Source organism: Pseudomonas sp. L7, from assembly GCF_046605565.1.
Taxonomy (GTDB): Bacteria; Pseudomonadota; Gammaproteobacteria; order Pseudomonadales; family Pseudomonadaceae; genus Aquipseudomonas; species Aquipseudomonas wayambapalatensis.
In genome coordinates this window covers 4,326,409-4,346,983 of sequence record NZ_CP176784.1, presented here as the reverse complement: position 1 = coordinate 4,346,983, position 20,575 = coordinate 4,326,409, and the positions used below count along the sequence as shown (strand labels likewise).

Annotated in this window: 17 protein-coding genes; 11 read left to right on the top strand and 6 right to left on the bottom strand. The window is 64.0% G+C overall.

Features of this window, described 5'->3' with window-relative positions; all coding sequences use genetic code 11:
- Positions 1-236: 236 nt before the first annotated feature.
- From pcaR to pcaC, 9 genes are all read left to right on the top strand, one after another.
- Positions 237-1,106 (top strand): pca regulon transcriptional regulator PcaR, encoded by an 870-nt coding sequence (gene pcaR, locus ACK3BK_RS20075; protein ID WP_186667291.1) that lies wholly within the window; start codon positions 237-239, stop codon positions 1,104-1,106.
- Between the two features lie 301 nt (positions 1,107-1,407).
- Complete coding sequence (locus ACK3BK_RS20070) at positions 1,408-2,754, top strand: MFS transporter (protein ID WP_411383153.1); 1,347 nt, start codon at positions 1,408-1,410, stop codon at positions 2,752-2,754.
- Positions 2,755-3,081: 327 nt separating this feature from the next.
- Entirely contained in the window at positions 3,082-3,930 is an 849-nt protein-coding gene (locus tag ACK3BK_RS20065; RefSeq protein WP_186667290.1) for a CoA transferase subunit A, read from the top strand.
- On the top strand, positions 3,927-4,706 hold the full coding sequence (locus ACK3BK_RS20060; protein ID WP_186667289.1) for a CoA-transferase subunit beta: 780 nt from the start codon (positions 3,927-3,929) through the stop codon (positions 4,704-4,706). Before ACK3BK_RS20065 ends, ACK3BK_RS20060 begins: the two co-directional genes overlap by 4 nt.
- The gene (gene pcaF / locus ACK3BK_RS20055; protein WP_411384499.1) at positions 4,703-5,908 is read left to right on the top strand and encodes a 3-oxoadipyl-CoA thiolase; all 1,206 of its coding nucleotides are present in this window, start codon (positions 4,703-4,705) and stop codon (positions 5,906-5,908) included. The genes ACK3BK_RS20060 and pcaF overlap by 4 nt, the downstream gene beginning before the upstream one ends.
- Positions 5,909-6,081: 173 nt before the next feature.
- Positions 6,082-7,371 carry an MFS family transporter gene (locus ACK3BK_RS20050; protein ID WP_411383152.1) on the top strand — a complete coding sequence of 430 codons (1,290 nt, stop codon included), beginning with the start codon at positions 6,082-6,084 and terminating at the stop codon, positions 7,369-7,371.
- 9 nt (positions 7,372-7,380) lie between these two features.
- Positions 7,381-8,733 (top strand): 3-carboxy-cis,cis-muconate cycloisomerase, encoded by a 1,353-nt coding sequence (locus ACK3BK_RS20045; protein ID WP_411383151.1) that lies wholly within the window; start codon positions 7,381-7,383, stop codon positions 8,731-8,733.
- Between the two features lie 11 nt (positions 8,734-8,744).
- Positions 8,745-9,536, top strand: coding sequence for a 3-oxoadipate enol-lactonase (gene pcaD, locus ACK3BK_RS20040; RefSeq protein ID WP_411383150.1), 792 nt, complete (start codon positions 8,745-8,747; stop codon positions 9,534-9,536).
- 10 nt (positions 9,537-9,546) lie between these two features.
- The gene (gene pcaC / locus ACK3BK_RS20035; RefSeq protein WP_411383149.1) at positions 9,547-9,939 is read left to right on the top strand and encodes a 4-carboxymuconolactone decarboxylase; all 393 of its coding nucleotides are present in this window, start codon (positions 9,547-9,549) and stop codon (positions 9,937-9,939) included.
- Positions 9,940-10,008: 69 nt separating this feature from the next.
- Here pcaC and ACK3BK_RS20030 read toward each other — a convergent pair whose 3' ends face one another.
- On the bottom strand, positions 10,009-10,533 hold the full coding sequence (locus ACK3BK_RS20030; RefSeq protein ID WP_411383148.1) for a DUF962 domain-containing protein: 525 nt from the start codon (positions 10,531-10,533) through the stop codon (positions 10,009-10,011).
- 92 nt (positions 10,534-10,625) lie between these two features.
- Between ACK3BK_RS20030 and ACK3BK_RS20025 the strand changes: the two genes are divergently transcribed.
- Positions 10,626-11,321 (top strand): Crp/Fnr family transcriptional regulator, encoded by a 696-nt coding sequence (locus tag ACK3BK_RS20025; protein ID WP_186667284.1) that lies wholly within the window; start codon positions 10,626-10,628, stop codon positions 11,319-11,321.
- Here the strand turns inward: ACK3BK_RS20025 and ACK3BK_RS20020 are convergent.
- The 5 genes from ACK3BK_RS20020 to ACK3BK_RS20000 all read right to left on the bottom strand — a co-directional run bounded on the left by ACK3BK_RS20020 (position 11,221) and on the right by ACK3BK_RS20000 (position 19,634).
- Positions 11,221-12,204 carry a LysR family transcriptional regulator gene (locus tag ACK3BK_RS20020; RefSeq protein WP_411383147.1) on the bottom strand — a complete coding sequence of 328 codons (984 nt, stop codon included), beginning with the start codon at positions 12,202-12,204 and terminating at the stop codon, positions 11,221-11,223. The genes ACK3BK_RS20025 and ACK3BK_RS20020 overlap by 101 nt on opposite strands.
- A gap of 138 nt (positions 12,205-12,342) precedes the next feature.
- Complete coding sequence (locus ACK3BK_RS20015) at positions 12,343-13,596, bottom strand: OprD family porin (RefSeq protein WP_186709311.1); 1,254 nt, start codon at positions 13,594-13,596, stop codon at positions 12,343-12,345.
- Positions 13,597-13,881: 285 nt separating this feature from the next.
- Positions 13,882-15,327 carry an AdeC/AdeK/OprM family multidrug efflux complex outer membrane factor gene (locus ACK3BK_RS20010; protein WP_186667281.1) on the bottom strand — a complete coding sequence of 482 codons (1,446 nt, stop codon included), beginning with the start codon at positions 15,325-15,327 and terminating at the stop codon, positions 13,882-13,884.
- Complete coding sequence (gene ttgB, locus ACK3BK_RS20005; RefSeq protein ID WP_411383146.1) at positions 15,324-18,476, bottom strand: multidrug efflux RND transporter permease subunit TtgB; 3,153 nt, start codon at positions 18,474-18,476, stop codon at positions 15,324-15,326. The genes ACK3BK_RS20010 and ttgB overlap by 4 nt, the downstream gene beginning before the upstream one ends.
- 3 nt (positions 18,477-18,479) lie before the next feature.
- Positions 18,480-19,634, bottom strand: coding sequence for an efflux RND transporter periplasmic adaptor subunit (locus ACK3BK_RS20000; protein ID WP_411383145.1), 1,155 nt, complete (start codon positions 19,632-19,634; stop codon positions 18,480-18,482).
- A 253-nt stretch (positions 19,635-19,887) separates the two neighbouring features.
- Between ACK3BK_RS20000 and ACK3BK_RS19995 the strand changes: the two genes are divergently transcribed.
- Entirely contained in the window at positions 19,888-20,520 is a 633-nt protein-coding gene (locus tag ACK3BK_RS19995) for a TetR family transcriptional regulator (protein WP_186667278.1), read from the top strand.
- Positions 20,521-20,575 lie beyond the last annotated feature (55 nt).

Genomic DNA, 20,575 nt, shown 5'->3' with positions numbered 1-20,575 from the left:
GGAAGTTGGAGGCGACGTACCGAGTAAAGTTCGGATAAACAGTGCAGAAATGAAAACGGCCTCGCTGGTAAGCGAGGCCGCTGCCTTTAGTCTTCTACGGTGGGTACCTGACCAGTCTCTCCAAAGAAGCCACAAGGGCATGAGAAAGGTATAAGCAAACGTGTCGGCGGTCAATTGCGATTATCGGCCGCTTGTTCGATAATCGCACGAAGCGCCGTTTTTTTTGAGGTCTGCCGATGAACGATGAAACCAACGCTTCCACGCCCAGCGATCCGCAGCGTGCCGTCACGCCTTCCCTGGCCCCGCCGATCGTCGCATCGCCGGCCAAGCGCATCCAGGCGTTTACCGGCGACCCCGACTTCATGACCTCTCTGGCCCGGGGCCTGGCGGTGATCCAGGCCTTCCAGGAGCGCAAGCGCCACCTGACCATTGCCCAGATCAGCCACCGCACGGAAATCCCCCGCGCCGCTGTGCGCCGTTGCCTGCATACCCTGATCAAGCTCGGTTACGCCACCTCCGACGGGCGCACGTATTCGCTGTTGCCCAAGGTGCTGACGCTGGGTCACGCGTACCTCTCCTCGACGCCGCTGGCCGTCTCGGCCCAGCCCTACCTGGACCGTATCAGCGAGCAACTGCACGAAGCGGCGAACATGGCGACCCTCGAAGGCGACGACATTCTCTACATCGCCCGCTCGGCGACGGTGGAGCGCCTGATTTCGGTGGACCTGTCGGTGGGCGGGCGCCTGCCGGCGTATTGCACCTCCATGGGCCGGATTCTGCTGGCGGCACTGGACGACACCAGCCTGCGCGAGTATTTCGAGCGCGCTGATCTCAAGGCCCGGACCAGCCGCACCTTGCATGATCCCGAGTCGCTGTTCGCCTGCATCCAGCAGGTGCGCGCCCAAGGCTGGTGTGTGGTCGACCAGGAGCTGGAGCAGGGATTGCGTTCGATCGCCGTGCCAATCTACGACGCGTCAGGGCAAGTGCTGGCAGCACTGAATGTCAGCACTCACGTTGGACGGGTGACGCGCAATGAACTGGAACAGCGCTTCTTGCCCATCCTGCTGGCGGCCAGCCGTGATCTTTGCCACCAGTTGTTCGGTTGAGCGCCGGGTAGCGCGCCGTTCCGGCAGGTAGATAAGCGGTAAAACCATTCTTGTGCGATAAACGCACAATGTCGCTCCTCGTGAATTGCGCCCGCCGCAGGCGCTGATTAATGTTTCTCGCAACGGTCGGCGCTGCCGACCGGACAATAACAACACGAGACAAGCCCATGACCACTGTCCCTTCGCTGCCTTGCGCAGTTGCATCGTTACCCAGCTGATTTCAACGCCCGTACTGGTTTCTCCAGCCCTGCGCCTTACTTGTCGCAGCGGTGTACCCGCGCCCATCTTCTGGATAACAACAATGAACAAACCGCAAACTGCTGTCGGCAACTGCCTCGATGTACAGTCGTTCATCAACGACCAGCCGCTGTCCCGCTATCAATGGCGGGTGGTGATCCTGTGCTTCCTGATTGTCTTCCTCGATGGCCTGGACACCGCAGCGATGGGGTTCATCGCTCCGGCGTTGTCCCAGGAGTGGGGCATCGATCGCGCCAGCCTCGGCCCGGTAATGAGCGCCGCGCTGATCGGCATGGTCTTCGGCGCCCTGGGTTCCGGGCCGCTGGCCGACCGCTTCGGTCGCAAAGGTGTACTGGTCGGCGCGGTACTGGTGTTCGGCGGCTTCAGCCTGGCGTCGGCGTACGCCAGCAATGTCGATCAACTACTGGTGCTGCGCTTCCTGACCGGCCTTGGCCTGGGAGCTGGCATGCCCAATGCCACGACCCTGCTGTCTGAATACACCCCGGAGCGTTTGAAGTCGCTGCTGGTGACCAGCATGTTCTGTGGCTTCAACCTGGGTATGGCCGGCGGTGGCTTCATCTCTGCCAAGCTGATCCCGGCCTACGGCTGGCACAGTCTGCTGGTGCTGGGCGGCGTGCTGCCGTTGCTGCTGGCGGTGGTGCTGCTGGTGTGGTTGCCGGAGTCGGCGCGTTTTCTGGTAGTGCGCAATCGCGGCACCGACAAGGTGCGCAAGACGCTCGCCCCGATCGCTCCGGCCGTGGTAGCCCAGGCCGCGACCTTCAGCGTACCGGAGCAGAAAGCCGTGGCTGCGCGCAATGTCTTCGCGGTCATCTTCTCCGGCACCTACGGCCTGGGCACTGTGTTGCTGTGGCTGACCTATTTCATGGGGCTGGTGATCGTCTACCTGCTGACCAGTTGGTTGCCGACGCTGATGCGCGACAGTGGCGCCAGCCTTGAAACGGCGGCCTTCATCGGTGCGCTGTTCCAGTTCGGCGGCGTACTCAGCGCCGTGGCGGTAGGCTGGGCGATGGACCGCTTCAATCCACACAAGGTCATCGGCATCTTCTACCTGCTGGCCGGGGTGTTTGCCTACGCGGTGGGTCAAAGCCTGGGCAACATCACTCTGCTGGCCATTCTGGTGCTGGTCGCGGGGATGTGCGTGAACGGGGCGCAGTCGGCGATGCCGTCGCTGGCGGCGCGCTTCTATCCGACCCAGGGGCGTGCCACAGGGGTGTCGTGGATGCTCGGCATCGGCCGTTTCGGCGCGATTCTCGGGGCCTGGAGCGGGGCGACGCTGCTGGGGCTGGGCTGGACCTTCGAGCAGGTGCTGACTGCGCTCCTGGTGCCGGCGGCGCTGGCGACCGTCGGGGTGATCGTCAAAGGCTTGGTGAGTCACGCTGACGCCACCTGATCGAGCATGGGTGGTGACCTTTTCGCGGGCAAGCCCGCTCCCACAGGGGTGGACTGCCCCCAAGAAGTTGGACACAAATCCAACCCTTGGGGGCAGTCCAGGGATTGGGCTGGCCTTTAGGTTTGAGCAAGACAGTTGCTCCCTGGTGGGAGCGGGCTTGCCCGCGAAAAGGTCACCGCCAGTTATCAGCGATCCCTCATTCAAACCGTTCGATAACCGCACAAAAGGTCGATTATCGGATTGTTTCCCCACCCCCGGTCTCCTTAATCTGAGCCCATCGCAGCGACGCTGCACTCAAACCCGACTCAGCCTGACCAGGAGTCTCCAATGGCAGCAATCCTCTCGCTTCATGATGCCGTGAAGCAGTTCGTCCACGACGGCGACAGCGTTGCCCTCGAAGGTTTCACCCACCTGATTCCGACCGCCGCCGGTCACGAGATCATCCGCCAGGGCAAGCGCGACCTCACGCTGGTGCGCATGACTCCGGACCTGATCTACGACCAACTGATCGGTGCCGGTTGTGCGCGCAAGCTGATCTTCTCGTGGGGCGGCAATCCGGGGGTCGGCTCGCTGCATCGCCTGCGCGATGCGGTAGAGAAACAGTGGCCGCACGCGATCGAGATCGAAGAACACAGCCACGCTGACCTGGCCAACGCCTACGTTGCCGGCGCCTCCGGCCTGCCGTTCGCGGTACTGCGTGCCTACGCAGGCTCCGACCTGCCCAAGGTCAACCCGCTGATCAAGTCGGTCACTTGCCCGTTCACGGGCGAAGTGCTGGCTGCCGTGCCTTCGGTTCGCCCGGACGTCACCGTGATCCACGCACAGAAAGCCGACCGCAAGGGCAACGTGCTGCTGTGGGGCATCCTCGGGGTGCAGAAGGAAGCGGCCCTGGCCGCCAAGCGCTGCATCGTCACCGTGGAGGAAATCGTCGACGACCTGCAAGCGCCGATGAATGCCTGCGTACTGCCGACCTGGGCGCTCAGCGCGGTGTGCCTGGTGCCGGGCGGTGCGCATCCGTCCTACGCCCATGGCTACTACGAGCGTGACAACCGCTTCTACCAGGCCTGGGACCCGATCGCGCGCAACCGTGAATCCTTCACTGCCTGGATCGACACCTACATTCGCGGCACCACCGACTTCACCGAATTCAAGCGCAAGCTGGAGGCTGCACAATGAGCTACTCCACCTCCGAAATGATGACCGTGGCCGCGGCCCGTCGCCTGCGTAACGGCGCCGTCTGCTTCGTGGGGATCGGCCTGCCGTCCAAGGCCGCCAACCTGGCGCGCCTGACCTCGTCGCCCGATGTGGTGCTGATCTATGAGTCTGGTCCGATCGGTGCCAAACCGAGTGTGCTGCCGCTGTCGATCGGCGATGGCGAGCTGGCCGAGACCGCTGACACCGTGGTGCCGACCGGCGAGATCTTCCGCTACTGGCTGCAGGGCGGCCGTATCGACGTAGGCTTCCTCGGTGCCGCCCAGGTCGACCGCTTCGGCAACATCAACACCACCGTGGTCGGTGACTACCACGCGCCCAAGACCCGCCTGCCGGGTGCCGGCGGTGCGCCAGAGATCGCAGGCTCCGCCAAGCAGGTGCTGATCATCCTCAAGCAGTCGCCGCGCGCTTTCGTCGACAAGCTCGACTTCATCACCTCGGTCGGGCACGGCGAGGGCGGCGATTCGCGCAAGCGCCTGGGCCTGCCCGGCGAGGGGCCGGTGGGCATCATCACCGACCTGTGCATCATGGAGCCGGAAGCCGGCACCCACGAATTCGTGGTGACCTCCATCCACCCGGGCGTGACCCGCGAACAGATCGTCGCCGCCACCGGCTGGGCGATTCGTTTTGCCGATGACGTGCAGGTCACTGCCGAGCCGAGCGAGACGGAATTGGCTGCCCTGCGCGATCTTGAGGCCCGTACCGCAGCAGCCCATGGCCAGAGCGCAGGAGAAGCCTGATGCGTGACGTATTCATCTGCGACGCGATCCGTACCCCGATTGGCCGTTTCGGCGGCGCCTTGGCCGGTGTGCGTGCCGACGACCTGGCGGCGGTGCCACTCAAGGCGCTGGTCGAGCGCAACCCGCAGGTTCGCTGGGTTCAGCTCGACGAAGTGTTTCTCGGCTGTGCCAACCAGGCCGGCGAGGATAACCGCAACGTCGCGCGCATGGCGCTGCTGCTGGCGGGCCTGCCCGAGAGCATTCCCGGCGTGACCCTCAACCGCCTCTGCGCCTCGGGCATGGATGCGGTCGGCACGGCGTTTCGCGCCATCGCCAGTGGTGAGATGGAGCTGGCCATCGCCGGTGGCGTCGAGTCGATGTCGCGGGCGCCGTTCGTGATGGGCAAGGCCGAGAGTGGCTATTCGCGCAACATGAAGCTTGAAGACACCACCATCGGCTGGCGCTTCATCAACCCGTTGATGAAGGCCCAGTACGGTGTCGATGCCATGCCTGAGACCGCCGACAACGTTGCCGACGATCACCAGGTCTCGCGTGCCGACCAGGACGCCTTCGCCCTGCGCAGCCAGCAGAAGGCCGCCGCCGCCCAGGCAGCAGGTTTTTTCGCCGAAGAGATCGTGCCGGTGCGCATTGTCCACAAGAAGGGCGAAACCCTGGTCGAGCAGGATGAACACCTGCGCCCGGACACCACCCTGGAAGCGCTGGCCAGGCTCAAGCCGGTCAATGGCGCGGACAAGACCGTCACCGCTGGCAATGCGTCGGGGGTGAACGATGGCGCGGCGGCGCTGATCCTGGCCTCGGCCGATGCCGTGAAGAAACACGGCCTGACCCCACGTGCCCGTGTCCTGGGCATGGCCAGTGCCGGCGTGGCGCCGCGGGTGATGGGCATTGGCCCGGTGCCCGCGGTGCGCAAGCTGACCGAGCGCCTGGGTATCGCCGTGGCTGATTTCGATGTGATCGAACTCAACGAAGCCTTTGCCAGCCAGGGTCTGGCGGTTCTGCGCGAGCTGGGCGTGGCGGACGATGCACCGCAGGTGAACCCGAACGGCGGGGCAATTGCCCTGGGGCATCCGTTGGGCATGAGCGGCGCGCGGCTGGTGCTGACCGCGCTGCACCAGCTGGAGAAGAGCGGCGGGCGCAAGGGCCTGGCGACCATGTGTGTCGGCGTGGGGCAGGGGTTGGCGCTGGCCATCGAACGGGTTTGACCTGTGCCGGCCTCTTCGCGGGCAAGCCCGCTCACGCCATCCTGTGGGAGCGGGCTTGCCCGCGAAGAGGCCGAACCTGCAAGACAAAAGGCTAATGGCCAGACCCCAAGCGGAACGAGAGTGTTACCGGGTATGTCTAGAATTCACGGTAACCTTCGAGGAGTAAGCACGCCATGACCGCAATCCATTACACGGGCGAGGAGCGCAAAAGCCGTATCTTTGCCATCGTCGGGGCTTCTTCCGGCAACCTGGTGGAGTGGTTCGACTTTTATGTCTATGCCTTCTGCGCCATCTATTTCGCCCCGGCGTTCTTTCCCTCCGACGACCCTACCGTGCAACTGCTCAACACGGCTGGTGTGTTCGCCGCAGGCTTTCTGATGCGCCCCATCGGCGGCTGGATTTTCGGCCGCCTGGCCGACCGTCACGGTCGCAAGAATTCGTTGATGATCTCGGTATTGATGATGTGCGCAGGCTCGTTGCTGATTGCCTGCCTGCCGACCTATTCGAGCATCGGCACCTGGGCGCCGGCACTGCTGCTGTTTGCGCGGCTGGTCCAGGGCTTGTCGGTCGGCGGTGAGTACGGCACCACTGCGACCTACATGAGCGAGGTGGCCCTGCGTGGCCAGCGTGGATTCTTCGCCTCGTTCCAGTACGTCACCCTGATCGGCGGCCAGTTGCTGGCGGTGCTGGTGGTGGTGATCCTGCAGCAACTGCTCACCGAAGAAGAACTGCGCGCCTGGGGCTGGCGCATTCCGTTCGTGGTCGGTGCCGTCGCCGCGCTGATCTCGTTGATGCTGCGTCGGTCGCTGAAAGAGACCAGCAGTGCCGAGACTCGCCAGGACAAGGAAGCCGGCAGCATCAGTGGCCTGTTCCGCAACCACGCCGCTGCCTTCATCACGGTGCTGGGCTACACCGCTGGCGGTTCGTTGATCTTCTACACCTTCACCACCTACATGCAGAAATACCTGGTCAACACGGCCGGCATGAATGCCAAGAGCGCCAGCTTCGTGATGACTGGCGCGCTGTTCCTGTTCATGATCCTGCAGCCGCTGTTCGGCATGTTGTCCGACCGTATCGGCCGACGTAACTCGATGCTGTTGTTCGGCGCGCTGGGCACCTTGTTCACCGTACCGTTGCTGATGGCGCTCAAGACCGTGACCAGCCCGTTCATGGCCTTCGTGCTGGTGACCCTGGCGCTGTGTATCGTCAGTTTCTATACCTCCATCAGCGGCCTGGTGAAGGCCGAGATGTTCCCACCCCAGGTCCGTGCCTTGGGTGTGGGCCTGGCCTATGCCGTGGCCAACGCGGTCTTCGGCGGTTCGGCCGAATACGTCGCCCTGGGCTTGAAGACCCTGGGGATGGAGAACACTTTCTACTGGTACGTGACCGCCATGATGGCGGTGGCCTTCCTGTTCAGCCTGCGCCTGCCCAAGCAGGCGGCGTACCTGCACCATGACCACTAAGGACGTTGCATGAGCAACCAACTGTTCGACGCCTACTTCACCGCCCCGGCCATGCGCGAGGTGTTCAGCGACCGCGGCCGCCTGCAGGGCATGCTCGACTTCGAGGCGGCCCTGGCGCACGCCGAGGCCGACGCGGGGCTGGTGCCGCACAGTGCGGTGGCGGCCATCGAGGCGGCGTGCAAGGCCGAGCGCTATGACGTGCAAGCGCTGGCGCAGGCCATTGCAGTGGCTGGCAACTCGGCGATCCCGCTGGTCAAGGCATTGGGCAAGGTGGTCGCCAGTGGCGTGCCTGAGGCCGAGCGTTATGTGCACCTGGGCGCTACCAGCCAGGATGCGATGGACACTGGCCTGGTTCTGCAACTGCGTGATGCACTGGCGTTGATCGAGGCCGACCTTGGAAAGCTCGCCGACAGCCTGGCGCGCCAGGCTCTGCTGCATGCCGACACGCCGCTGGTGGGGCGCACCTGGCTGCAGCATGCCACGCCTGTGACCCTCGGCATGAAGTTGGCCGGCCTACTCGGTGCCGTGACCCGTCACCGCCAGCGCTTGCAGGAGCTGCGTCCGCGTTTACTGTGCCTGCAGTTCGGTGGTGCGTCGGGCAGCCTTGCGGCGCTGGGCAGCAAGGCGCTGCCGGTGGCCGAGGCGCTGGCGGCGCAACTTGGCCTCGCCTTGCCTGAGCAGCCCTGGCACACCCAGCGTGACCGCCTGGTGGAGTTCGCCTCGGTGCTGGGCCTGATCGCCGGCAGCCTGGGCAAATTCGGTCGCGATATCAGCCTGCTGATGCAGACCGAGGCAGGCGAGGTGTTCGAGCCTGCTGCGCCGGGGAAGGGCGGCTCGTCGACCATGCCGCACAAGCGCAATCCGGTGGGGGCGGCGGTGCTGATCGGCGCCGCGACCCGCGTGCCGGGGCTGCTCTCGACGTTGTTCGCCGCCATGCCCCAGGAGCACGAGCGTAGCCTGGGTCTGTGGCATGCCGAATGGGAGACCTTGCCAGACATCTGTTGCCTGGTTTCCGGCGCCCTGCGCCAGGCACAACTGATCGCCGAGGGCATGGAGGTGGACGCCGAGCGCATGCGCCGCAACCTCGAGCTCACCCAAGGCCTGGTACTGGCCGAAGCGGTGAGCATCGTATTGGCGCAGCGTCTGGGGCGCGACAAGGCCCATCACCTGCTTGAGCAATGCTGTCAGCGCGCGGTCGCCGAACAGCGCCACCTGCGTGCCGTGCTCGGTGACGAGCCGCAGGTCACCGAACAGCTGTCTGGCGAAGCGCTCGACCAGTTGCTCGACCCTGCCCATTATCTCGGCCAGGCCCGCGTCTGGGTGGCGCGTGCTGTGGCCGAACATCAACGCTTCACTGCCTGAAGGAGACCGCTGTGGCGCATTTGCAACTGGCCGATGGCGTATTGAACTACCAACTCGAAGGCCCCGAGCACGCCCCGGTGCTGGTGCTGTCCAACTCGCTGGGCACCAACCTGCACATGTGGGATACCCAGATGCCGCTGTGGACCGAACACTTTCGAGTACTGCGCTACGACACGCGTGGCCATGGCGATTCGCTGGTGACCGAAGGGCCGTACAGCATCGAACAACTGGGGCGTGATGTGCTGGCGCTGCTGGATGCCCTGCAGATCGAGCGCGCGCATTTCTGCGGGCTGTCGATGGGCGGCCTGATCGGCCAGTGGCTGGGCATCAATGCTGGCGAGCGCTTGCAGCGTCTGGTGGTATGCAACACGGCGGCGAAGATCGGCTCGCCTGAAACCTGGAATCCGCGTATCGAAATGGTCTTGCGCGACGGTGCCGAGGCCATGCGTGGGTTGCGCGATGCGTCCATCGAGCGCTGGTTCACCCCAGCGTGGTCGAGCGTGCACGCGGATCAGGTCCAGCGTATCACCGACATGCTCGCGACCACCTCGCCACAGGGCTACGCCGCCAATTGCGGCGCGGTGCGCGATGCCGATTTCCGCGATCAGCTGGGTGCGATCACTGCGCCGCTGCTGGTGATTTCCGGGGAGGCCGACGCGGTGACGCCGCCCTCGGGTGGCCTGTACATTCAGGAGCATGTGGCAGGCGCCGAGTACCAAGGCTTCCAGGCTGCGCACTTGTCCAACGTCGAGGTCGGCGAGCCGTTCAGCCGTCGCGTGCTCGATTTCCTGATGGCTCTCTGAGGACTACGCCATGGATGAGAAACAACGTTACGACGCTGGCATGCAGGTGCGTCGCGCGGTGCTGGGCGATGCCCATGTGGACCGCAGCCTGGAGAAACTCAACGACTTCAATGGCGAGTTCCAGGAGATGATCACCCGCCACGCCTGGGGCGATATCTGGACCCGCCCGGGGTTGCCACGCCACACCCGCAGCCTGATCACCATTGCCATGCTGATCGGCATGAACCGCAACGAGGAACTCAAGTTGCACCTGCGCGCGGCGGCCAACAATGGCGTGACCCGCGACGAGATCAAGGAAGTGATCATGCAGAGCGCGATCTACTGCGGGATCCCGGCGGCCAATGCGACCTTCCACCTGGCCGAGTCGGTGTGGGATGAGCTTGGGGTCGAGTCGCGTGCCTAGGTCATAGATCGGCGCTGAATGTTTCGCGGGCAAGTCGCAGCGGCGAAACATTCAGCACTGTTCCAGCGTCTACACAGCCGCCTTCTTCCCGCGCACCGCCACAGGTCCGGCATTGGCCTCCACGGCCTGCCTCAGCCCGGCACACAGCCCAAGCATGAACGCCAGTTCTGCAACCACGAACAGTGGCCCGATGATCAAGCCGCTGACATCGTCGACGAAGGCGGGCTTGCGGCCCTCGTAGGCATGCCCGACGAACTGGATGATCCAGCCCAGCACGAAGGCCCCGAGCCCGGCACTCAGCCACAGCCCTGTGCTTTGCAGCGCCAGCCATTCGCCTGCCCACAGGCACAGCCCCAGCAATATGCCCATGACCAGCCCGAAGCGCAGGTCCAGGCGCAGGTAGAACCATACCGACGCCGCCGCCACCAGCAGCGCTGGCGACAGCCAGATGCCGGCAACAGGCCAGCCGGGTCGTGACAGCAGGATGCTTACCGCCAGCACGATCAGTGGAATGCCGACGAAGTGCGTGGCGATGTTGCGCGGGTCGCGATGATAGGCCGCGTATTGACTCAGGTGTTCGACGAGGTTTTTCATTGTTGTTCCTCCATCAGGGGTAGCGACAGCTTGCCCCGTTCATCCGCCGTCGTCTGTCGCCTGGCCGACAGAGTCCGTTCAGAAGAGGTGTCATGGACAACCCCCAAGCCTGGCGTGCGCAGTTGAGCCACGGCCAGTGGTTTCGGCAGTTGCCCGCTCAGGTTCAGGATAGCCTGCTGGCACTGGCGCGTTCGCGTGAGCTGGCGGCCGGACAGTGCCTGTTCCAGCGTGGTGACCCGCCCTGCGGTCTGTATGCGGTGCTGGAGGGCGCCATGCGCGTCGGCGCGGTCAGCCGTGACGGCAAGGAAGCGCTGCTGACGCTGGTCGAGCCGCCTTACTGGTTCGGCGAGATCAGCCTGTTCGACGGCCAGCCGCGTACCCACGATGCCTTTGCCGAAGGTGTCACGCAGCTGTTGTGGATACCTCAGGCAGCGCTGCTCGACTGGTTGGCGCAGCATCCGCAGCACTGGCGCGACCTGGCCTTGCTGATGAGCCACAAGCTGCGCTGGGTGTTCGTTGCGCTTGAGCAGCAGCACCTGCTGGCCGCGGGGCCGCGTGTGGCCCATCGGCTGTTGCAGATCGCCGAAGGCTATGGCGAGCGCGATGTTGCCCAATGGCGGCTGCAGTTGTCGCAGGAGCAACTGGCGCTGATGCTGTCGCTGTCGCGCCAGACCATCAACCAGATCCTCAAGGCGCTGGAGCAGGCGGGGGTGGTGCAACTGGGCTATGGCGAAGTACTGATCCTCGATGCGCCGAGGCTGCGGGAGATGGCTGCGCATCCAGGCTGACCAGGGTATCGATCATCGCCCGTGCTGCCGGTGACAGGCGATAGCCGCTGCGGCTGATCACCCCGCAACGCACGCTCAGCACTTCCAGCCCCGGCGGCAGGTTGCGCCAGTGCAGGCGTACCAGGCGCCCGGCGGCCAGGTCCTCGGCCACGGCTTCCTCGCTGGCGCTGCCGAGGGTATCGCTGGCCAGCACCACGCTGCGCAGCACGGCCAGGTGTTCGGTCTGCAGGTGCGGGATGAAGTCGCTGCGTCCGCTGAGGTTGGCCAGGCGCTTGCGTACACCGGGGGTGAGCAGGGCGCTGGCCAGGGGGTAGGCGAACAGGTCGTTGGTCGACAGGCTGTCCTTGGCCAACAGCGGATGGCCGGGGCGGCAGAAGAACAGGCCGGGGCGCGGGTTGAGCGGCTCAGTATGGAAGTTGGGGTCGGCCTCGAAGGGGCGTATATCGTCGACGAAGAACTCGATCTGTTCGCGGCGCAGGGCCTGGCCCAGGCGTTCGGCGTTGTCCACCTGCAGCTCGGTGCGGATCCCCGGATGCCGGGTGATGAACTGCTGCAGGGCGTCGGGCACCAGCCTTGCGGCCAGGGCCGGGCCGCTGCCGAAATGCAGCTCGCCGGCGTCGAGCTTGGTCATCTGCAGCACGTCGTTCCTCAGTTGTGCGGCCCCTTGAACCAGGCGTCGTGCATGTTGCAGCACCACCTGGCCCTCGGGTGTCGGTTGCAGCGTCTTGTTGCCGCGATCGACCAGGGCGCAGCCGAACTCCTGCTCCAGCCCCTGGATGGCGCGGCTGAACGCGGGCTGGGTAATGCCCATGGCTTCGGCAGCGTGGACGAAGCTGCGGTACTCGGTGAGGGCGATGAAATAGCGCAGTTGGCGAAGGTCCATATCGAGATTCTGCGGAGTAAAGAGGGCTCGTTTTAGACCTTGTTACTTATTCCGTCAACGATGGTTTTGTTAGTTATTTAGCTGTTTTTGTTATTTGAAAAGGGGCGGACAAGCCCGCCCCCAAGCGCGCCGGGACTTTCACAACAGGCTGAACGGATAACTCACGATCAGCCTGTTCTCGTCGAAGGCGTTGGTGCTGAAGTCCCTGCGCATGGTGGAGTTGCGCCATTTCACCGACAGGTCCTTGAACGTACCGGACTGGATCACGTACGCCAGTTCGCTCTCGCGCGCCCATTCCTTGCCGTCGGTGATGCTGCCGACATGCACGTTGTCGCCCTTGATGTAGCGGTTCATCAGGGTCAGCCCGGGTATGCCGACGGTGGCGAAGTTGAAATCGTGGCGCAGTTGCCAGGAGCGTTCCTTGGCATTCTCGAAGCTGGCGTTGTAGCTGTCGTTGGCCAAGGTGCCGCCGCTGGTGCCGTTGACTCGCATCCACTCGTCATCGCCGCTGACCTTCTGCAGGCCGACATAGAACGTATGCCCCTGATAGCGCGCCGAAAGCATGGCCGAGGCGGTGCGGTTGTCCAGCTTGCCGGCCCGCTCGGCACCGTCTTCCTTGCCGATGAAGTAACCCAGGTTCGCCCCCAGGGTCCAGTCGCCCAAGGGCTGGCTGTGCACCAGGTTGAAGTACTGCTGGCGGTAGATATCCTTGAGCTGGGCATCCCACACCCCGACCTGGGTGCGCTTGTCGTTGAAGCTGTACTCGCCGCCGGCAAAGTTGAAGCGGTCGGAGGTGAAGCCCGGGCGGCTGGACAGCGCCATATCCTCCATGCTCGCGTCGTTGCGTGGGCTGTTGCCACGGAACTGGCCGGCGTACAGGGTCAGCCCGGTGATCTCCCTGGAGGTGATCTGGCCGCCGCGGAAGGTCTGCGGCAGCGAGCGACCATCGTCAGAGCGCAGGATCGGCAGCACCGGCATCCATTCGCCGACCTTGACTTCGGTCTGCGAAATCCTGGTCTTGAGTGCAACACCCAGGCGACCGAAGTCGTCGGCGGGACGGCCATCGTCGTGCACCGGCAACAGTTGCGTGCCGGCTGTCCCCTTGCCGCCATCGAGCTTGACCGAATACAGCCCCAGCACATCGACGCCAAAGCCGACGGTGCCCTGGGTGAACCCGGAGCGGGCGTCGAGGATGAAGCTTTGCGTCCATTCCTCGGCCTTGCCCTGGGCCTTGGCCGGGTCGACGAAGTTGCGGTTGATGTAGAAGTTGCGCAGGTTGAGGGTGGCCTTGGCGTCTTCCATGAAGCCGCCGTCGGCAGCGAGGACGGGCAGGGCGCAGGACATGGCCAGCAGGCCCGGCAGCAGCGGGCGGGTGGGTTGCAGAATGCTCATCTGTCGTGGATCTCTTGTTTTTATGGGCGAGTCGGAGCGCTGCAGGGTACGAGCCTGCAGGTCGACGCTTTTTTTTGGGATGAACTGTGCAACGTTGCGCAAGCGATGGTGCGCGGAAGGGCGGTGGAGTGGCAATTCGTTGCAAACGGTTGCGGGCGATAATCGAACGCAATGTTCCGGGTGGTTAATTGGGTGCCGGTGTTGGCCCTATCGTCGGGCAATCATCGGCACCGCCAAACAAAAAGCCCACCGCGAAGGGTGGGCTCGATGCTGCTGCCAGGCCAATCAGCCTTTCGGTGTGGCCACCGACGCCTGCTGGTTGGTCTGCTCGTACCAGCCACCGCCAAGCGCCTTGTACAGGTTGACCTCGCTGGTCAGCTGCGACAGGCGATCACTGATCAGCGCCTGCTGGGCACTGAACAGGTTGCGCTGGGCGTCGAGGAAGGTCAGGTTGCTGTCGATACCGATGCGGTAGCGACGCTCGGCCAGACGGTAGTAATCCTGGTTGGCGGCAACCAGGTCACGCTGGGCCTGCAACTGCTCCTCGAAGGTCTTGCGCGCGGCCAGGCCATCGGAGACTTCCTGGAAGGCGGTCTGGATGGTCTTTTCGTACTTGGCGACGTTGATGTCCTTCTGGATCTTCGAGTAGTCCAGGCTCGCCCGCAGGCTGCCGGCGTTGAAGATCGGCAGGTTGATCTGCGGCTGGAACAGCCAGGTCCCCGAACCACCCTTGAACAGCCCGCCCATGTCCGGGCTCAGGGTACCGGCGTTGGCGGTCAGGCTGATGCTCGGGAAGAACGCGGCGCGGGCCGCGCCGATGTTGGCGTTGGCAGCCTTGAGCAGGTGCTCGGCTTCCTGGATGTCCGGACGCCGCTGCAGCAGGTCGGACGGCAGGCCCGCCGGCACGTCGGCCAGCTGGTCGGCGTCGAGCTTCAGCGGCGCCGGCAGGTCGGCCGGTACACCGGTTCCCAGCAGCACGGTGAGGCTGTTCAGGTCCTGCGCCACCAGGCGCTGGTACTGCGACAGCTTGACCCGCGCGCCTTCGACGGCGGTGCGCGCCTGGCTCAGGTCGAGCGCGGAAGCCACACCGACCTCGTTGCTGCGGCGGGTCAGGTTGTAGCTTTCCTCGTAGGTCTTGAGCGTTTCTTCGGTCAGCTTCAGCAGCGCCTGGTCGGCCTGCCAGGTGTAGTAGGCGTTGGCCACGCTGGCCACCAGGCTGATCTGCGTGGAGCGACGCGCCTGCTCGCTGGAGAGGTAGGTCTCCAGGGCCTGCTCGCTCAGGCTGCGCACGCGGCCGAACAGGTCCAGCTCGTACGCGCTGACACCCAGCGTTGCCGAGTACTGGCTGGTGATGTTCGCCTCACCGGTCTGCGACAGGTTGGCCGGAACCCGCTGGCGGCTGCCGCTGCCGGTGGCCGAGACCGCCGGGAACAGGTCGGCGCGCTGGATGCGGTACTGCGCGCGGTAGGCGTCGATGTTCAACGCGGCGACACGCAGGTCGCGGTTGTTGACCAGCGAGGTCTGGATCAGTTTCTGCAGTGCCGGGTCGTGGAAGAACTGGCGCCAGCCCTGTTCGGCGGCGGCCACGTCGGCCGACTGGGTCGGCGAGTACGCAGGGCCTTGCGGCCACTGCGCGGCCACCGGTGCTTCCGGGGTCTGGTAGTCGGGAATCAGCGAGCAGCCGCCGAGAATGAAAGCGGTTACCGCCAGGGACAACAAAGACTTGGTCATTGCCCAGCCTCATTACGTGGAGTTTCAGGGGTGGCGTCTGCTTTCGGTTCTTTGCTGCCGAACAGCGACGACACTGCGACGAAGAATAGCGGTACCCAGAAAATTGCCAGCACGGTCGCACTGATCATGCCGCCGATCACGCCGGTGCCGATGGCATGCTGGCTGCCGGCGCCCGCGCCGCTGGCGATGGTCAACGGTACCACGCCGAGGATGAAGGCCAGCGAGGTCATGATGATCGGGCGCAGACGCATGCGGCACGCTTCGATCGCCGAGTCGTACAGGCTGCGGCCCTGCTCGTGCAGTTCCTTGGCGAACTCTACGATCAGGATCGCGTTCTTCGCTGCCAGGCCGATGGTGGTCAACAGGCCGACCAGGAAGTACACATCGTTGGACAACCCACGCAGGCTGGTGGCGATCAGTGCACCGATGATCCCCAAAGGCACTACCAGCACGACCGCGATCGGGATCGACCAGCTTTCGTACAGGGCTGCCAGGCAGAGGAACACGAACAGTACCGAGAGGGCGAACAGCGCCGGCATCTGCGAACCGGAGAGTTTTTCCTCGTAGGACATGCCGGTCCAGGAGTAGCCGATGCCTGTCGGCAGCTCGCCGGCGATACGCTCGACTTCGGCCATGGCCTCACCCGTACTGTAGCCCGGTGCTGGCGTACCGAGGATCTCGACCGCCTCGACACCGTTGTAGCGCGACAGTTTCGGCGAGCCGTAGGTCCATTCGCCCTTGGCGAAGGAGGAGAACGGCACCATCTCGCCTGCGCCGTTGCGCACGTACCACTTCTGCAGGTCTTCCGGGCTCATCCGGGCACTCGACTCGCCCTGGATGTACACCTTCTTGACTCGGCCACGGTCGATGAAGTCGTTGACGTAGCTGCCGCCCAGGGCGATGGACAAGGTGTTGTTGATGTCCGAGATGGTCACGCCCAGGGCACTGGCACGTTCGTCATCGATGGACAGCTGGTACTGCGGCTCGTCGTTCAGGCCGTTCGGGCGCACCGCACTGAGAATCTTGCTTTGCGCGGCCTTGGCCAGGAACTGGTTGCGCGCCTCCATCAGTTTTTCGTGGCCCACGCCTGCACGGTCCTGGAGGAACACGTCGAAGCCGGTGGCGTTACCCAGTTCCAGCACCGCCGGTGGGGCGAAGGCGAATACCATCGCATCACGGAAGCCAAAGAAGTGCATCTGGGCGCGTTGGGCGAGGGCGAACACGCTGTTCTCCTTCGAACGCTCACCCCAAGGCTTGAGCATGATGAACGCCATGCCCGAACTCTGGCCGCGACCGGCGAAGTTGAAACCGTTGACGGTGAACACCGAAGACACGGTATCGGCTTCGTCCTTGAGCAGGTATTCGCGCATCTGGTCGACCACCGCCTGGGTGCGCTCGGCACTGGAGCCGGCCGGGGTCTGCACCTGGGCGAACAGCACGCCCTGATCTTCCTCGGGGAGGAAGGCGGTCGGGATGCGGGTGAACAGCCAGATCATGCCGACCACGATCAGCGCGTAGGCCAGCAGGAACGGCACCTTGTTGCGCAGGATGGTGCCGACGCTGCGCTCGTAGCCTTGTACGCTGCGGTCGAAGTTGCGGTTGAACCAGCCGAAGAAGCCGCGCTTGGCCACATGGTGCTCGCCCTTCTTCAAGGGCTTGAGCATGGTCGCGCACAGGGCCGGGGTGAAGATCAGCGCTACCAGTACCGACAGGCCCATGGCCGATACGATGGTGATCGAGAACTGCCGGTAGATCACGCCGGTGGAGCCGCCGAAGAAGGCCATTGGCAGCAGTACCGCCGACAGCACCAGGGCGATACCGACCAGCGCGCCCTGAATCTGCTCCATCGAGCGCTTGGTGGCTTCCTTGGGCGGTAGTCCTTCCTCGGACATGACCCGCTCGACGTTCTCCACCACGACGATGGCGTCGTCCACCAACAGGCCGATGGCCAGGACCATGGCGAACATGGTCAGGGTGTTGATGCTGAAGCCTGCGGCCGCAAGGATGCCGAAGGTGCCCAGCAACACCACCGGAACGGTCATGGTGGTGATGATGGTGGCGCGGAAGTTCTGCAGGAACAGGTACATCACCAGGAACACCAGGACCACGGCCTCGATCAGGGTGTGGATCACTCCGCTGATCGATTCGGTGACGACCGGCGTGGTGTCATACGGGAACACCGCTTTCACGCCCGGCGGGAAGAACGGTTCCAGGTCGCTGATGGTCTTGCGCAGCGCCTTGGCGGTATCCAGGGCGTTGGCACCGGTCGCCAGCTTGACCGCCAGGCCCGATGCCGGCTTGCCGTTGAACTGCGCGCTGACCGCGTAGTTCTCGCCGCCCAGGCCGACCTTGGCGACGTCGCGCAGGCGTACCTGCGAGCCATCGTTGTTGACCTTGAGCAGGATCTTCTCGAATTGCTCGGCGGTCTGCAGGCGGGTCTTGCCGATGATGGTGGCGTTGAGTTGGGTACCCGGCATGGCGGGCAGGCCACCGAGCTGGCCGGAGGAGACCTGCACGTTCTGCGCGGTGACTGCGGTACGCACATCGACCGGGGTCAACTGGTACTTGTTGAGCTTGGCCGGGTCGAGCCAGATACGCATGGCGTACTGGGCACCGAACACCTGGAAGTCACCGACACCTGCGGTACGCGAGATCGGGTCCTGCATGTTGGAGACGATGTAGTTGGCCAGGTCGTCCTTGGTCATGCTGCCATCTTCGGAGACCAGGCCGATCACCAGCAGGAAGTTCTTCACGGCTTTGGTGACGCGAATACCTTGCTGCTGTACTTCCTGTGGAAGCAGCGGGGTGGCCAGGTTGAGCTTGTTCTGCACCTGGACCTGCGCCGTGTCGGCGTTGGTGCCCTGCTCGAAGGTCGCAGTGATGGTCATGCTGCCGTCGGAGTTGCTTTCCGACGATACATAACGCAGGTTGTCGATACCATTGAGCTGCTGCTCGATGACCTGCACCACGGTGTCCTGCACGGTCTGCGCGGAGGCACCCGGGTAGGTGACGGCAATGGCGATGGCCGGCGGCGCAATGCTTGGGTACTGGTTGATCGGCAGCTTCAGGATCGACAAGGCCCCGACCAGCATGATCACCAAGGCGATCACCCAGGCGAAGATCGGGCGATCGATAAAGAACTTCGACATGGTTTACTCCGCTTTGGCGTCTGCTTTCGCTGCGCTGGCCTGTTCAGGGCTGGCCGGCTTCTTGACGTTGGTGGCTTCGCTGACCTTTACCTCGGCACCCGGGCGCACATATTGCAGCCCCTCGGTGATCAGGCGGTCGCCCGCATTGAGGCCTTCCTCGATCAGCCACTCGTTGCCCAGCGTGCGGCTGGCCTTGAGCTGACGCAGTTCCACCTTGTTATCCTTGTTCACCACCAGTGCTGTGGGCGCGCCCTTGAGGTCGCGGGTCACACCTTGTTGCGGGGCGAGGATGGCGTTGGCATTGACCCCTGCCTGCAGGCGGGCATGCACGAACATGCCGGGCAACAGGGTGTGGTCGGGATTGGGGAAGACGGCGCGCAGGGTCACGGAACCGGTGGTCTCGTCGACCGAGACTTCGGAAAACTCCAGGCGACCTTCGCCGGCGAACTTGCTGCCGTCTTCGAGGACCAGCTGGACCTTGGCGGCGTTGTCGCCGGCCTTCTGCAACTTGCCGCTTTCCAGGTCACGGCGCAGCTTGAGCAGCTCGGCGGTGGACTGGGTCACGTCGACGTAGATCGGGTCGAGCTGCTGGATGGTTGCCATGGCATTGGTCTGGCCGTTGCTCACCAGCGCGCCTTCGGTGACCGAGGAGCGACCGATACGACCGCTGATCGGTGCCAGCACCTTGGTGTAGCGCAGGTCGATCTGCGCGCTCTTGAGCGACGCCTCGGCCTGCAATCGTTTGGCATTGGCGTCGTCGTATTCCTGCTTGGAGACGGCTTGCTCGTCGATCAGTTGCTTGTAGCGCTCGGCCAGCGATCGGGTGGCCTGCAGGTTGGCCTGGGCGTTGGCCAGGTTGGCCTCGTAGACGGCAGGGTCGATCTGGTAGAGCTGCTGCCCTTCCTTGACGTCGCTGCCTTCCTTGAACAGGCGCTTGAGAATGATGCCGTTGACCTGTGGCCGGACTTCGGCGATGCGGTAGGCGCTGGTGCGCCCCGGCAGTTCCGAGGTCAGTGTGAAGGCCTGCGGCTGCAGGGTGACGACGCCGACCAGAGGAGCCTGCGCTGCGGGCGCGGCTTCTTCTTTCTTGCAGCCACTGAGCAGGGTTGCCAGGGCGACGGCGGAAACCAGGGCGGTAACGGCTGGCTTGAATTGCATGAGGATCCTCGGGTCGCAGGAGCAGGGGGAGCTCAAGAATAGTGGAAGAGTCTTTTAAGAAAAATCGCTATCCGGTGGATTAGTAGCTTACTAACGAATATACTTACATTCATGGTTGTTTGTAAATACCGCGTGGTGGTACCAGGCTACTACCGCAAAACGTGATTAATGCCCCCGGGAGCCGCCCTGCAGAGGTGAACCCGGATTAAAGCCCGTGCGATCTTGTGCCGGGCTCAGATGAGGTTGAGCTGCCATGGTCCGTCGAACCAAAGAGGAAGCCCAGGAAACCCGCGCCCAGATCATCGAGGCGGCGGAAAAGGCTTTCTACAAGCGCGGAGTTGCGCGAACCACCTTGGCCGATATCGCCGAGATCGCGGGGGTCACCCGTGGTGCGATCTACTGGCATTTTAGTAACAAGGCCGAGTTGGTCCAGGCGCTGCTCGACAGTTTGCACGAGACCCATGACCACCTCGCGCGTGCCAGCGAAAGCGAGGACGAACTCGACCCGCTCGGCTGCATGCGCAAGCTGCTGTTGCAAGTGCTCAATGAGCTGGTACTGGACGCCAGGACCCGGCGTATCAATGAAATCCTGCATCACAAGTGCGAGTTCACCGATGAGATGTGTGAGATCCGCCAGCAGCGACAAGGCGCCATCGTCGAATGCCACGAGGGCATTTCCCGTGCCCTGGCCAATGCAGTACGCCGTGGCCAGTTGCCCGCCGACTTGGATGTCGAGCGTGCGGCCATCGCCATGTTCGCCTATGTCGACGGCCTGATCGGGCGCTGGCTGCTGCTGCCGGACAGCTTCGACCTGCTGCGCGATGCGGAAAAATGGGTCGACACAGGGTTGGATATGCTGCGCTTGAGCCCGGCCCTGCGCAAATGACACTTTGTTAAGGATTGTGAGGAAGTCTTTCCCGGCCGGATTAAGTCGGGGTTAA

Excerpts from the sequence above, each read along its gene's own strand:
- pcaR (WP_186667291.1), top strand. The coding sequence starts at position 237 with ATGAACGATGAAACCAACGCTTCCACGCCCAGCGATCCGCAGCGTGCC.
- ACK3BK_RS20070 (WP_411383153.1), top strand. The coding sequence starts at position 1,408 with ATGAACAAACCGCAAACTGCTGTCGGCAACTGCCTCGATGTACAGTCG.
- ACK3BK_RS20065 (WP_186667290.1), top strand. The coding sequence starts at position 3,082 with ATGGCAGCAATCCTCTCGCTTCATGATGCCGTGAAGCAGTTCGTCCAC.
- ACK3BK_RS20060 (WP_186667289.1), top strand. The coding sequence starts at position 3,927 with ATGAGCTACTCCACCTCCGAAATGATGACCGTGGCCGCGGCCCGTCGC.
- ACK3BK_RS20050 (WP_411383152.1), top strand. The coding sequence starts at position 6,082 with ATGACCGCAATCCATTACACGGGCGAGGAGCGCAAAAGCCGTATCTTT.
- ACK3BK_RS20045 (WP_411383151.1), top strand. The coding sequence starts at position 7,381 with ATGAGCAACCAACTGTTCGACGCCTACTTCACCGCCCCGGCCATGCGC.
- pcaC (WP_411383149.1), top strand. The coding sequence starts at position 9,547 with ATGGATGAGAAACAACGTTACGACGCTGGCATGCAGGTGCGTCGCGCG.
- ACK3BK_RS20030 (WP_411383148.1), bottom strand. The coding sequence starts at position 10,533 with ATGAAAAACCTCGTCGAACACCTGAGTCAATACGCGGCCTATCATCGC.
- ACK3BK_RS20025 (WP_186667284.1), top strand. The coding sequence starts at position 10,626 with ATGGACAACCCCCAAGCCTGGCGTGCGCAGTTGAGCCACGGCCAGTGG.
- ACK3BK_RS20020 (WP_411383147.1), bottom strand. The coding sequence starts at position 12,204 with ATGGACCTTCGCCAACTGCGCTATTTCATCGCCCTCACCGAGTACCGC.
- ACK3BK_RS20015 (WP_186709311.1), bottom strand. The coding sequence starts at position 13,596 with ATGAGCATTCTGCAACCCACCCGCCCGCTGCTGCCGGGCCTGCTGGCC.
- ACK3BK_RS20010 (WP_186667281.1), bottom strand. The coding sequence starts at position 15,327 with ATGACCAAGTCTTTGTTGTCCCTGGCGGTAACCGCTTTCATTCTCGGC.
- ttgB (WP_411383146.1), bottom strand. The coding sequence starts at position 18,476 with ATGTCGAAGTTCTTTATCGATCGCCCGATCTTCGCCTGGGTGATCGCC.
- ACK3BK_RS20000 (WP_411383145.1), bottom strand. The coding sequence starts at position 19,634 with ATGCAATTCAAGCCAGCCGTTACCGCCCTGGTTTCCGCCGTCGCCCTG.
- ACK3BK_RS19995 (WP_186667278.1), top strand. The coding sequence starts at position 19,888 with ATGGTCCGTCGAACCAAAGAGGAAGCCCAGGAAACCCGCGCCCAGATC.